The sequence below is a fragment of the Bacillus sp. AY18-3 genome (assembly GCF_008042305.1).
Lineage (GTDB): Bacteria > Bacillota > Bacilli > Bacillales > Bacillaceae_G > Bacillus_A > Bacillus_A wiedmannii.
The window spans coordinates 1-13543 of record NZ_QKQR01000001.1 but is presented as its reverse complement, the minus strand read 5'-3'; the positions used below and the strand labels follow the sequence as shown (position 1 = coordinate 13543).

The following is a 13543-nucleotide window of genomic DNA, read 5'->3' as shown; positions in this document are numbered from 1 at the left end:
GAGGAGGTGGAAAGATATGCTAGTCATAAGCGCGAACGAACAACGAAACTTAGTAAATATGAACGAAGTCATTAAATATGCGGCGTTTGCTTTAAAAGAGTTTTCCGCAGAAAGAACAATCACACCAATTCGCGGCTCATTACCATTTGCGAACGAGCAAAATACGGCATTAATTATGCCTTCAGTAGCGGAAGGACTTGAGGCACTTGGCTTAAAAGTAGTAACAGTAGTCCCCGAGAACAAAAAGATAGGAAAGAAAACGATAAACGGGATTGTGATGCTATCAGACTTTCAAACGGGAGAACCGCTGGCGCTTTTAGAAGGATCCTACTTAACAATGATTCGAACAGGCGCCCTATCTGGAGTAGCGACAAAACATTTAGCTCGACATAACGCAAAAACGTTATCCATTATTGGGACAGGAGAACAGGCGAAGGGAATCGCCGAAGCTGTATTTGCAGTAAGAGACATCGAAAAAGTCATTTTATACAATCGAACAGAAGAAAAAGCGTATGCATTCTCGCAATATATACAAGAGAAATTCAATAAACCTGCATATGTTCACACAAATGCAAATGAAGCAATAAGCGAAGCAGACATCATCGTCACAACTACGAACGCCTCCACACCAGTCTTCTCAGAAATCTTGCAAAAAGGCGTCCACGTAAACGCCGTCGGCTCATTTAGACCGAACATGCAAGAACTACCATCCCACGCCATCGCGGGCGCAAACAAAGTAGTAGTCGAATCAAAAGAAGCAGCATTAGAAGAAACGGGGGACCTTCAAGTTCCAATACAGGAAGGTTTATTTGAAGCAAACAGCATCCACGCCGAACTCGGTCAAATTATAAGCGGAGAAAAAGCCGGCCGCGAAAACGATGAAGAGATTACCATTTTCAAATCAGTTGGTTTGGCGGTGGTAGACATTATTGTTGCGAAGTATTTGTATGAGAAAGCGGTGGAGCGCGGCGTGGGGAATAAGATTGAGTTTTGAGGGGCTGCCTTTTTGGTGGTCTTTTTTTGTTGCGTGTAAGGTGCGAGATTCATTGGTAGAAGGGGGATTACGAGTGTGCGATACAGTGGGAGTAGCTCGTAAGCAAGGGAGTAAAAGCATTAATTGTATAAACGTTATTCAATTAATAGATGATATTCATGACTATTCTTTTTGAGTATCTGTTAAATGTGATGCAGTACTTTTAAGATCTATACTAATAAATGTTATTTGGATTTCTTTCCCTATTCCTAATGTTAATAAAAAAGCACAACAACGATTGAGGGATATAGTAGTATATTAGTTTATTGGATGTATTAAAATAACTTGGGTACGTATAGTGAATTAGGAATATTATGGGGATTTCAAAGGGAGTACGGAACTACTAAAATTAAGTTTTTATAAATAATAAACCGTTCATTAGGTATTAACGATATTTTGTATGTGATTTACTTTTAAAGTAACTATTGATTTATCAAAAAACTTTCATGCTTAAATTTTATTAAATTTAATTAGATTTTCTGCGCCTAAAAGTAGAACATTAGTTCTGTTTTGTGGTAAAATATTCATATAGGGATTGAAAAATGGAAATATTAATTTGATAGGTAAAATGATAATTTATTATTAGAATACGAGTGTAATACATAATAGTAAGAGCTCCTTTTTAAAAACAAATTTATAGAGTGAAAGATAAATTTGTTTTTAAAAATTGATATTAACTAGTCAAAGCGAAAGAAGAAAATTGAGGTCGATTAATAATTTTAGTGGTTCTATTAGGCGAGTCCATATTTATATTGAATGAGCCAAATACAGATGATACAACACAATAGAAGATGAAGTGTTTAGCTCCAATAGCTCATCCAAATGGTGGCTAGCAATGCGCGGAATATTATTAGCATTTAGAATGACATCGTTTTGAATAGAGCGGTGTCATTCCTACTTTTAAGAAGAATTTCCTATTTATATTTAACCAAAAAGTAAAACTATATGAAAAGATTTATAAGTAATATGTTGAATATGGGGGATTGAGATGAATAAACAAGAATTAGCTAAGGAAGTAGTCAAACTATGGTTAAAAGAGGGAAGAAAAATTAATACAGAGGATATTCTAAAGGCGTGTCTATCTAGAGTATATATAGAAAAAAAACAATAGGTAGCTTTTTTCGTCTAGGTTTAATCGATCTGTAGAATTAATACATAGTCCATAAAAAATATAGGGAATTTATATAAAAAAGACTTGAAATAAACCTTAGGTTTATTTAAAATTAGAGTATGGATAACGGAAGGGGGAAATGATTTGGAAAAATTAAAACAAAGAAGAGTGGAAACGGGACGGACTTGTGAAGAGGTTGCTAATAAAGTTGGGATAACAAAGTTGCATTAGCGGTATATAGAAAATAGTAAAAGCAATCTAAAAATAGATCTGGTAGTAAAAATTGCAAAAGCGTTTGAAGATGATCCGAAAGATCTTTTTTTTAAAAAGAATTAGTAAACTTAAGGTTTATCAAAGCGGAGGTATATATGGCTAGCACTAAAAGAAGAGAAGGTATAGTTAATGATTTGGTATCGAAGGAAGGAAATACAATCGTAACGGATAGCTTGATTGTTGCTGACATGTATAAGGAGAATCAAAATTCTGTAATAAGTACTATTATAAATCCGATTCAAAACTTAAATGTAATTAATAAGGTTAATTTTTTATCAGATAAATTTATTAAGTCAACTTATTCAATGAAAGGCATAGACTACCCTAAGTTTAAACTGAGAGAAAGTACATTTGCATATAGAAAAATGGGAAATATAAATGCTTTAAAGGTGAAGGATGGATTCTTAAACGATTTTAAACATGTAACAAAAAAACATCAGAATCTAGACAAAATACAAATCAAGGTTTTATTTAGAATTCCACAATTGGAGAAAGAGGTAAGAACTATAGAACATTGTAGTAATACTCTTGTTAATCTAAATACAGAAAGTTGTCTGCAGCAACGTTTAAATAAAATGATTCGGCTTTTAGCTTTTAGCAAAGATGTTAGCTTTCAAAAGGCATGGAGAATATTTAGATCGATGTATAACAGAACATATAGGACAAATTTAAAATTAAAAATGTATCACTATAAAAAAAAGAATAAATTGAAGCGAATAACAGCTCCGCAATATTTAGCGGTTAAAAATCAATTAGAAAATGCAATAAGGGTAGCTGATGTACTGTTACATAAAAAGAATATGACAGCATAAAAAAGAAATTTACAAAGGATTTCTTTCAGTATGTATATATAAGAAGAGAATTCAATTGTTAAAGTGCGTGTATATTATATGGATTTTAATAAGTTACTAGATATTTTAATGAATGGGGGAAATTGTAGTTGATAGAAAATCCAATGATAGATAGTAAATGTATGGATTCCGGAGAGAAGGATTACTTGGAATATTGCGAAGCTTGTCAGGGTGAAATTTATTTTGGTGAGCATTATTATGACTTTGATGGAGATTATCTTCATTGTGAAACACAATGTATAAAACAATTTATTGAAAGTTATTCTATAAAGAAAGTAGCAGGTGAATAAAATGAGCTTAGATGACAAATTTAACTTAGAAAAAAGGATTTTTATACGATTAATTGAAAACCATAAACAAAAGCGGGATATTTTTTCAACAACAATGGTTCTTGCATATGAACATGGTTTACAAGTATTAGAAGAAATATATGAATTAAGCAAACAAGAAAAAGAAGAGGAGTACCCTTTTTAAATGAAATAAATAGATTGGCAGATGCCTAAAGTTTTATGAATTTTAATATTCGGTAATTACCGAATATTAACGAAATGAATATCTTTATAAGGTTTAATAATATAAGGGAGGGAAGGAGAATCAATGGAATTTATTGATAAACGAGGCGGCTTTTTTATGATAGATAATGAAGTTATAGATAATGGTGAATTGGATGTTTATGCGTTTAAAACTTATGCTGTAATTGTTAGATATGCAAATAAAAAAACAAAATCAGCTTTTCCATCACTGAATACACTAGCTAAAAGGGTTGGATGTGGCAAGAAAAAGGTTATTGAGTGTATCAAGATTTTGGTGGAAAAGGGATATGTATCAAAAACTTTAAGGAAAGATAATAAGGGCGATCACCTTTCTAACTTATATCATCTTTTACCTACATCTAATATTTCAAAAAAGCAAGGTACGATATCAGAAAGAGAGAAAGAGAGTGCTTTAGAGAAAAAAGAGGTAGTAACTGGAGGAAGCACAAATAAAGTTAACTTTAACAAGGTTGAGATGAAGAATATTCAAAATTTAAGTGCAGGGTATTCAGAAGAATTTGAACATGTATGGGCGTTATATCCTAAAAAAATTGATAAGAAATCAGCTTATAAATCATTTAATATGGCTACTAAAAAACATTCTTTTGAATTGATAAATTTGGGAACACAAAGATATGCTGAATATATTAAAGGAAATTGTGTAGAAACAAGATATATAAAACATGCCACTAATTTTTTCAACAATGAATGCTATCTAGAATATGCTGAAATGAAAAAAGAGAAAGAAACTTCAAAGGTATTTAGCACACGTAATTTCTCTATAGATCGTTTATTAGATTGAGGTGAATTTAGTGAATAAGTATCAGGTGCATTATGAAAATGAATGTTATATTCTTGGAATGATGATTCATGATAATAGTTTAATATATGAAACAAAGTTAAAGACTAAACATTATTTAAATAAATATAATAGAAATTTATTTAAAATTATGAAAGAACTTCAAAGTAATGATAAACCTGTTGATATGATGTCACTTTCTCAAATTGGCGAAGATAAGATGGCTACATTTGGTGGAGTTAGTACGTTAAGCAATCTATATGAATTAGGGATTTTAACTCATAATTTTAAATATATAGAAGATAAAATGATTGAATTTATTGCAGTAAATGAAGCTCTCCTTACATTCGAAGGTTTTAAAGAAAAATCGAAATTCACACATAGCTACCAACAACTTAACAAACTTTTATCTGAAATAAATAATATTCCAGGTACTACAATGAAATCACAACCCTCGTTTAAAGAAAAATTAGAGAACCGTATTTTAATGCATAGTCAAATGCCTTTAAATGGAATAAGTGGAACCCCTACGGGTTTTAATATCCTTGATAAAGGTTTAGATGGTTGGCAACCATCAGATTTAATAGTAGTAGCAGCTCGTCCATCTGTGGGGAAAACAGCATTTGTATTGGAAAGTATGCGACGTGGAGCACATCAAAGCCAGGAATATATGGGAACATTTTTCTCATGTGAAATGGATGAAAATAAGATTATAGATAGATGGATTGCTGCAGAAGGAAAAATTCCAGTTGCGACAATGAATAACCCAAATAAATTTTTTCATGAAAAACAAAAATATTGGGAGAAATATCACAAAGCATGTGGTAAATTAGCGGAGCTCTCCATTAATGTTCGTCCAGAAAAAAATATTGATCAAATTCGAACAGTAATTCGCCAAGTAGTAAAAGAAAACCCAGATAGAAAACACTTCTTTGCTATAGATCATTTAGGACATATTGATGTAAATGAGTCGTTTCAAAATAATCACCTTAAATTTACATACATCATGAAACAACTAAAAGAAATACAAAAAGAACATAGTGTGCCAATTATGCTTGTAGCACAATTAAATCGTAGTGTAGAGGGAAAGCAAGACAAAGCACCTACAATGGCTGATATTCGTGAATCGGGAAGTATTGAGGAGATTGCTGATCTTATTATTTTTCCCCACCGTCCAGCATATTTTAATAGAGAGCAACAAGAAGAGGAAATTCATGATGTTGAATTAATTATTGCGAAAAATCGAAATGGATTTGTGGGAACACTCCCTTTCCAGTTCGTTAAAAAAACAAATTTATACCTTGAAAAAGGAATTTAGTACTATGACAATATTAGAACTTTATACAGAGGCAAAGAAAGATGGGGTAGTAAGTGTTTGGTTATTAATTGAATATCTTGTGTTTGAGCGGAAGGTATTGACTTTTGAAGATCGGGTTAACGGTCTCGATTACTATTTTGAATTTAGATTTAGACACTCTATGAATCAATATTTAAAGAAATATATGAGAAAGCGGAATATTGCTATGTATAAGCAATTTTTAGATGTTGAAAGTTATATGAAATAACGGATATATAAACTAGCTTTAATATAGTAATAGGTTAAATAGTAAATCTCTATATAAATATATTGTAATTTTAATATTTTTGGGTTTAGGTGAACAAATGACAAGAAAAGACGAGTTAATTTTGTATTTAATTAAGAATGGAATATACAAGTTTAATAAATATCAACTATGGGAACTTAGTAAAAAACAATTAGAAAAATTAATAAAGAAGGTAGATGAACGAGATCAAGGACTCGAAGAGAGAAAATGATTATAAAATTATTTTCTAATCATTTTGATTGAGTATATTTTAGTGCTAAAAATACTGTTTATGGATTAAAAAAGGTTAATAGGAGGAGTAATAATGGAACAACTTTTACTTAAGGACTTAGCACAGGAAATAGATATGTTGAAGATTCAAATACGAGACTTAGAGATAGAACATAAATTTTTGATGAAAAATATGACTATGAACGCTCCGAAATTTAATGGTGTGGTGGATTATACAAAAGAACGTGTTCAAGGTGGAGAAATACCGTTAGATTTAGTAGACATTTATACTAGGCATAATAAGATTGCTGGTAAAATTAATGTATTAACGGAGATGGTACAGGAGAAACAACAGGTAATGAATCAAGTTAAAGACGTAATGGCAAGTATGAAAGACTTAGAAAAACGTATTATGTATTATCGAGATGTAAAAGGAATGAATTTGAAACAAATTGCTGTAGTACTAAATTATAGCCATAGTCATATTAGAAGAGTAAGTAGTAAAATGAAACGATATGATATGAAAAATGTGGTTCATTAATTATATGTAACAATACAGGTTGTTAGAGAGAATGAAAAAATATTTATACAGATTTATCCCGCTTTAATGGGCAGTAAGACCCCCACCTCAAAATTCAGCGAAAGCAAAGAATTTAGGTGGGGGATCAACTGCCCATAAGAGTCCGATTGGTGAGGGCTAATAATCAGTGGGGATGAAGAAAACCCCCACTGATTAAAGTTTCACTTTATTACAACAGTGGTATTTTTAAATTTTTATTACTTCCGGAATGTTTTTTCTCATGTTTAAGAGGTAACGATTTTAGCGTAAAAGGTTCTGTTGCAAAGTTTAACAAAACATAAACAGGTTGATAAATGCAGAACAATGTTTAGAAAATAACTAGTGATTTTTGAATTTCATATTACGTTGAAAAGGCGGGGTCTCTTTAGGGATTTCGCCTTTATATGTTTTATTGTACGTGAAACAGATAAAGAGATATTGGATTGTACAATGGGTGTAGTTTTGTAAAATACTTGTTTTCTTAAATTGTACATAGCATTAACAAAGGTTATGATATGTTTCTGGAATAGGCAGTTTGGCTCTTTTGAATGTTTAATTTTACTTAGTAATTTTTGGTGAATATTTCTTGTTAAGTTATTTTTATTAAAATTAGTATTGTTATCGTTTCCTTCAGAAACTACCTCTAGTTTTTCTGAGATACTCACCCAGTTTTTCTCAGACAATATATGGTTATTCTAAGATGCTAGAGAAATCATTTATTTTCTCTCTTTCTTTCTTTCTTTCTTCATACTGATTACACACCTTTTATAGATTAATACTATTGGTACGTCCCCGCTAGATATATTACTTTCATATATTTCAAAGCCCTTACAACTGCAACCCTTATTGTATGTTTTTTTTATGTAATGGGGCAAACACTCATTATCTAAATCTTTCCTTGTATAGTTTATAGAGAAATTACATTAGTTATTTATTAAAACCATCATTAAAAAATTCCTAATTATTTGATTTATTCTACTTTTGTTTCACTTAATAAAGTAAGGAGCTAAATTACTAGATAACTTGATTAAGTAAAGATTTCCCAAAGTTATGTTAATAATTAAGTTCCATTAATACAAAGAAAAACTATAACATTTCAAGGAGGAAACAAAATGGCAAGTTATATTCACGGTGGTTACGATAATTACACTTCAGGCGTATCTGGATGGACAGATGCAAGTTATTATGGATCGGGAGCTACAACAGTAGATTTCAAACAAATTAACAATGTTCCGGGTGCTACATGGAATTATAAAATTGAATTGCAGCGTCTTGTTGATGGAACCCCTGTAACAACTGATACTTTATCAGGCAGCTTTAAAAATAACGTGACACGCTCTTTCAATATCACAGATAATCTACCGGGCGATTACCGCGTATTGGGTACATTATGGGTTGGATCTGGAAGCCGCTCTAAAAATCGTACAGACATCTTCAAGATTTACCGATAAAAATAAAAGAGAGAACCTCGTTTTCTACCAAATGGGGTTCTCTCTTATGCCTATCAAGCAGTTGTCATCGTAGGATTAACTACAGATCAATGTGTTTCGACTACAACTAGAAAGGCTGGCAATCTTGGATTTAAAACGTATGTTGTTTTAGACGCAACAGCTACATTTAAGTGTACTGGATATAACGGAAAATATTAAAGTGCAGAGGATATTCATGAAATTGCTTTAGTTAGTCTGCATGAGATATTTGCTACTGTAGTTAAAACTGAAGATTTACTTGGAGATACTTAGTGTTATATTTGATAATTAGTTTAGTAAAGTTTTTGGTTATTAAGGGTGATAGAAAATGGTAGTGTATAAATTAAATTATGAGTAATAGAAAAAAGAATCAACTCTTGATAGAGTTGATTCTTTTTTGTTTCATAAATAACATTTGAAAGTAAATATTTGAAATATTATTTATTTACACGGATATAATTTGTTAATTCGCCTTTTCGGTGATCGTTGCCCCAATCTGATGCTACTTTTACATCGTATAAACCTGCTGGAATATCATATGTATAGAAGTGAACAGTGAATCGTCCCCCATCGTTTACATCGATACGTCTATAAAAGCCATTATCTTTGCCGTATAATTCAACAACACCACCATCACTAAAAGGCATATTTCCACTTACATCGATAGATGTAGCGCCTCTACCGTAAACATTAGCATCCGTAGAGAAGCTAATACTACCTTTTGAACCCATTGCAAATGCATCAGAAGTACCAAAAAGAAGTCCACTTGAAATAATAATACCAGCTAAAAGAGTTTGTACAAATTTCTTCATTTTTTTCATCCTTTCAAAATTAAAATGTGATATTAACATGTAAAACTATACCATATATTTTAGTATTTCCCATAGTTAAATACCGGAATATGTATAATTGCATATTTTGGTAAAAAACTAATTTCTTTCAAATATATTTTAATTGATTTTTGGAATAGAAGTTTATTGAGTGTATGGGAGCGAAACCCTACGGTTTGAAACGTATCAACATGTTTGATAAGAACTATTTTTGAACGAATAATCGAAGCGGTTCAGTTTGTATACTTGCTTATCTAATCCGAAAACCATTGCATTACTTTTTATCTATTTTAAAATGTTTTTTTGTTTTTTATTTTTATTTATTCTACTTTCCTCTCACTTAATAAAGTAAGAGCTTAATTTAAGTAGACTTTGAACTACATCGTTAAATTAAACCCTACTAATAAAAATAATAAAAAGAGAGGTAATTAAGATGGATCAAATGGTAAAAGAAGCACAAGAATGGGTAAACAAAACCTATACAGGTAGAGCTGGTTATCAAGAAATTAAAGTAACTGGAACAACAGGTTGGTCTACAATGTGGGCTTTAACACGAGCATTACAATTAGAACTTGGAATTACTGAAACATCTACAACCTTTGGCGATGGTACATTAGCAGAAATTACAAAAAAATGTCCAATTAGTACAACATCTAATACAAATGCAAATATCGTAAAAATTATTCAAGCTGCTTTATACTGTAAGGGGTATGGGCCTGGTGGTATTACAGGCACATATGGATCTGGTACACAGGCTGCTATTGCTTCTATGCAAAAAAATTTAGGCTCTACATCAGCTGATGGTGTAGTAACTCCTAAATTATTCAAAGCACTTTTAACAATGGATGCGTACGTATTAGTTAATAACGGAAGTGAAAAAATTAGAAAGATCCAACAATGGTTAAACAACAAATATATCAATCGTGCTGACTTTTTCTATATGCCTTGTGATGGTCATTATTCACGTGATGTACAAAAAGCTTTAATGTTTGCTATTCAATATGAAGAAGGACTAAAAGATGGTACAGCTAATGGGTACTTTGGCCCAACAACACAAGAAAAAATTAAACCAGTCGTATTAAAAGAAGGTTCAACAGGTGCTTTTGTGTACCTATTCCAAGCGGCCCTTATTTTCAATGGTTACGATGTACCGTTTGATGGTACTTTTTCAACATTTATGACTACACAATTAAAGCAATTCCAAAACTTCGCATTATTGAAAGCGACTGGCGTTTCAGATTTTCAAACATGGGCTTCTCTATTAGTAAGTACAGGGGATCCAGAACGTCAAGGTAAAGCTTGTGATTGTATTACAGAAATTACTCCTGAACGAGCAAAAACATTAGTCGCAGCCGGTTATGAAACAGTAGGACGTTATTTAACAAACGCTAAAGTAACAAATGCTAAAAATAAAAAAATTCAAGGCGGAGAAATGCATAACATTTTCAGAGCTGGACTTAGTATTTTCCCTATCTACCAAACAAACGGTGGAGATAAAAACTATTTTAATGCTTCCCAAGGTAAAGGAGATGCAATTGATGCTTTTCAAGCCGCTTTAAATTATGGATTCCCATATGGAACAACCATCTATTTCGCAGTAGATTTTGATGCAACAGGTGACGATATTAAGGACAAAATTTTACCACACTTCCAAGCAATCAACGAACAAATGAAAGAATTAGGAAGTTATTACAAAATTGGCGTATATGGTTCACGAAACGTATGTATTCAAGTATCAGACCAAAAATACGCAACATACAGCTTCGTCTCTGGTATGTCTACTGGTTTTAGTGGAAACCTAGGATTCCCATTACCAAAAAATTGGGCATTTGATCAAATTAAAGAATACGCAATTGGAAGCGGAAATGGTTCTATTGCAATTGATAAAGATATTAAGTCAGGAAGAGATTTAGGTTATAAAATTTCAGAAAAAGAATTCAATCAATATGAATGTATTGTAGTTTCAGCAAAAGAAGGACCAGAAAGAGGATTTAGATATAACTTTATTGAACCAGCAATCAAAAAAATTCGAGATCTTAAACAAAAATACGATAATCATAAAACCCACGTAACTTGGATTATTGAAAGAAACCTATATTCAAATGAAGAAATTTTCAATTTTGCAGAAACCGCAACACATTGGTCAGTAGATGTTGTATTTGTTGATAATAAAGATCAGTTAATTAATTATATTAATACACAATCTACTAGTGGTACTGGAAAACGTTTAAATAAAATTATAGATTTTTCATGGTTTGGTCATGGTCATAGAGGATATCTTGATTTTGGAGCTCAATATCAAGCTGACGCAAAATATAAAGGGCATTTCCATAAAGAAGATATTCAACGTTTACAAACAGACGCCTTTGCACCAGGAAATATAGCAGATTCTTATGCTTGTAATACAGGAACAAACGTCGAAGGTATCAGCTTTGCACAACTTTGGGCCAATAAAACTAAAGGGATTATGACCGCTTGTGCAGACGGTCAAACTGTTTATAATTACATTACAATTTGTGATAAAACATCTCCTATCCAATGGTTAAAAGAACGTGATGCAGCAGAAAAAAATAGAGCTAGAACAGGATATTCAGAATATGGTTCCCTTAGATATCCTGAAACTGGAGATATAAGTGAAGAAAATCCGAATCCACATTGGGTAGTATTTAAACCAAAAGCATAATAAACCAATACATTAGTAATAAATAAAAAAAGTAACCTTTGAACTGCACCCCAATTGTTAGACACAGTCTAACAATTGGAGGTGCAGTTTTTCTATGGCTAAATTTACAGCTGATGAAAAAATACAAATCGTTCTACGTTATTTGAACGGAAATGAAAGTTATCGAGAAATGGGTAGATCGATTGGTATAAGTGACACAATTATTTTGAATTGGGTAAACCAATATAAACAGAATGGTGTGGAAGCTTTTCTAAAACGATGTACAAATTACACACAACAATTTAAACTAGACGTACTAAACTTTATGATTGAAAACGGTATGTCCTTATTTGAGACGACAGCTATCTTTAACATTCCTGCCCCTTCAACGATTTCTGTTTGGAAAAAACAGCTCGAAACACAAGGAATTGATGCCCTTCAATCTAAGAAAAAGGGGCGTCCATCCATGAAAAAAGATTCAAATAAACAATCAAAACAAACACCAGTTGAAGGTTCAGTCGAAGCACTTGAAGCACGTATTCAACAGCTTGAAATGGAAAATGAATACTTAAAAAAGTTGAATGCCTTAGTTCAAAATAAGGAAAAATCACGAAACAAGACAAAGCACAAGTAGTCTATGAATTAAGGCATAAATATTCGGTGAAGGCACTCGTGGAGCTAGCTACTATTCCTCGAAGCATGTATTATGATTTAGTAAAGAAAATGAATCGTCCAGATGTAGATGTCGATTTGAAAGCAGAGATTAAAGCGATTTATGAGGAAAATGAAGGTCGTTATGGTTACCGTCGCATTCGTGATGAATTAACGAATCGTGGTCAGAAAGTGAATCACAAGAAGGTTCAGCGCATTATGAAAGAGCTTGGATTAAAGTGTGTTGTGCGTATGAAGAAATATAAATCCTATAAAGGAAAAGTCGGTAGAATTGCACCTAATATTTTAGAGCGTAATTTTCATACAGATGCACCGAATCAAAAATGGGTAACAGACATCACAGAGTTTAAATTGTTTGGAGAAAAACTGTATGTATCGCCTGTATTAGATTTGTATAATGGTGAAATTATTACCTATACAATTGGTTCTAGACCGACGTATTCACTTGTTTCAGAGATGTTAGAGAAAGCATTGGAACGTTTACTTGAAATCCACCAGCTACTGATGCATTCGGATCAAGGATGGCATTATCAAATGAGACAATACGTCCGTACACTTGAATCAAGAGCTATTGTACAGAGTATGTCTCGAAAAGGTAACTGTTACGACAACGCAGTAATAGAGAATTTCTTTGGGATTATGAAGTCGGAGTTCCTCTACATAAAAGAATTTGAAAGTGTAGAGCATTTTAAAATAGAATTAGAAAAATATATAGATTATTATAATACGAAACGGATTAAGGCAAAATTAAAAATGAGCCCGGTACAATACCGGACTCATTTTGATCAAGCTACCTAATGAAATAACCGTGTCTAACTTTTAGGGGTCACTTCACCTTTTAATAAAAAGTTACTCTTTTTTATTTTCTTATTCAAATTCATTTAATTACTTAAAATCTCTAAATTTTTAAAACCAAAAGAATAACAAGGGAATGCTT

At 32.0% G+C, this 13543-nt stretch carries 13 protein-coding genes and 3 pseudogenes; 15 read left to right on the top strand and 1 reads right to left on the bottom strand.

Annotated features, from left to right (window positions below):
• Nucleotides 1-16 precede the first annotated feature (16 nt).
• From DM800_RS00075 to DM800_RS00025, 13 genes and pseudogenes are all read left to right on the top strand, one after another.
• Nucleotides 17-994, top strand: a complete 978-nt coding sequence (locus DM800_RS00075) for an ornithine cyclodeaminase family protein (RefSeq protein WP_147786153.1) — start codon at nucleotides 17-19, stop codon at nucleotides 992-994.
• A gap of 1027 nt (nucleotides 995-2021) precedes the next feature.
• A complete protein-coding gene (locus DM800_RS29485) occupies nucleotides 2022-2144 on the top strand; it encodes a hypothetical protein (RefSeq protein ID WP_001041146.1) in 123 nt (40 codons plus the stop codon).
• 123 nt (nucleotides 2145-2267) lie between these two features.
• Nucleotides 2268-2480, top strand: a pseudogene (locus DM800_RS29480) (helix-turn-helix transcriptional regulator).
• A gap of 32 nt (nucleotides 2481-2512) precedes the next feature.
• Nucleotides 2513-3229 (top strand): Rha family transcriptional regulator, encoded by a 717-nt coding sequence (locus tag DM800_RS00065; protein ID WP_147786152.1) that lies wholly within the window; start codon nucleotides 2513-2515, stop codon nucleotides 3227-3229.
• Between the two features lie 128 nt (nucleotides 3230-3357).
• The gene (locus DM800_RS00060) at nucleotides 3358-3558 is read left to right on the top strand and encodes a hypothetical protein (protein WP_147786151.1); all 201 of its coding nucleotides are present in this window, start codon (nucleotides 3358-3360) and stop codon (nucleotides 3556-3558) included.
• A 1-nt stretch (nucleotide 3559) separates the two neighbouring features.
• Entirely contained in the window at nucleotides 3560-3742 is a 183-nt protein-coding gene (locus tag DM800_RS00055; protein WP_029437635.1) for a hypothetical protein, read from the top strand.
• A 123-nt stretch (nucleotides 3743-3865) separates the two neighbouring features.
• Entirely contained in the window at nucleotides 3866-4603 is a 738-nt protein-coding gene (locus DM800_RS00050; RefSeq protein WP_147786150.1) for a helix-turn-helix domain-containing protein, read from the top strand.
• Nucleotides 4604-4613: 10 nt separating this feature from the next.
• On the top strand, nucleotides 4614-5918 hold the full coding sequence (locus tag DM800_RS00045; RefSeq protein WP_147786149.1) for a replicative DNA helicase: 1305 nt from the start codon (nucleotides 4614-4616) through the stop codon (nucleotides 5916-5918).
• Nucleotides 5919-5922: 4 nt separating this feature from the next.
• Complete coding sequence (locus DM800_RS00040) at nucleotides 5923-6165, top strand: hypothetical protein (RefSeq protein WP_097857468.1); 243 nt, start codon at nucleotides 5923-5925, stop codon at nucleotides 6163-6165.
• A gap of 97 nt (nucleotides 6166-6262) precedes the next feature.
• Nucleotides 6263-6415: a Fur-regulated basic protein FbpA gene (fbpA, locus tag DM800_RS29040; protein ID WP_179955657.1), complete on the top strand. Its 153-nt coding sequence runs from the start codon at nucleotides 6263-6265 to the stop codon at nucleotides 6413-6415.
• Between the two features lie 93 nt (nucleotides 6416-6508).
• Nucleotides 6509-6955, top strand: a complete 447-nt coding sequence (locus tag DM800_RS00035; protein ID WP_147786148.1) for a sigma factor-like helix-turn-helix DNA-binding protein — start codon at nucleotides 6509-6511, stop codon at nucleotides 6953-6955.
• Between the two features lie 1130 nt (nucleotides 6956-8085).
• Complete coding sequence (locus DM800_RS00030) at nucleotides 8086-8424, top strand: hypothetical protein (RefSeq protein WP_071726483.1); 339 nt, start codon at nucleotides 8086-8088, stop codon at nucleotides 8422-8424.
• A 57-nt stretch (nucleotides 8425-8481) separates the two neighbouring features.
• Nucleotides 8482-8715: pseudogene (locus DM800_RS00025) on the top strand (cysteine hydrolase family protein); the annotation flags it as partial.
• A gap of 164 nt (nucleotides 8716-8879) precedes the next feature.
• On the opposite strand, the gene DM800_RS00020 reads toward DM800_RS00025, so the two are convergent.
• Complete coding sequence (locus DM800_RS00020) at nucleotides 8880-9254, bottom strand: hypothetical protein (protein WP_147786147.1); 375 nt, start codon at nucleotides 9252-9254, stop codon at nucleotides 8880-8882.
• A gap of 451 nt (nucleotides 9255-9705) precedes the next feature.
• On the opposite strand from DM800_RS00020, the gene DM800_RS00015 reads away from it, so the two are divergent.
• Nucleotides 9706-11955, top strand: coding sequence for a glycoside hydrolase domain-containing protein (locus DM800_RS00015; protein WP_255446917.1), 2250 nt, complete (start codon nucleotides 9706-9708; stop codon nucleotides 11953-11955).
• 94 nt (nucleotides 11956-12049) lie between these two features.
• Nucleotides 12050-13404 (top strand): annotated as a pseudogene (locus DM800_RS00005) (IS3 family transposase).
• The last annotated feature ends 139 nt before the right edge of the window (nucleotides 13405-13543 follow it).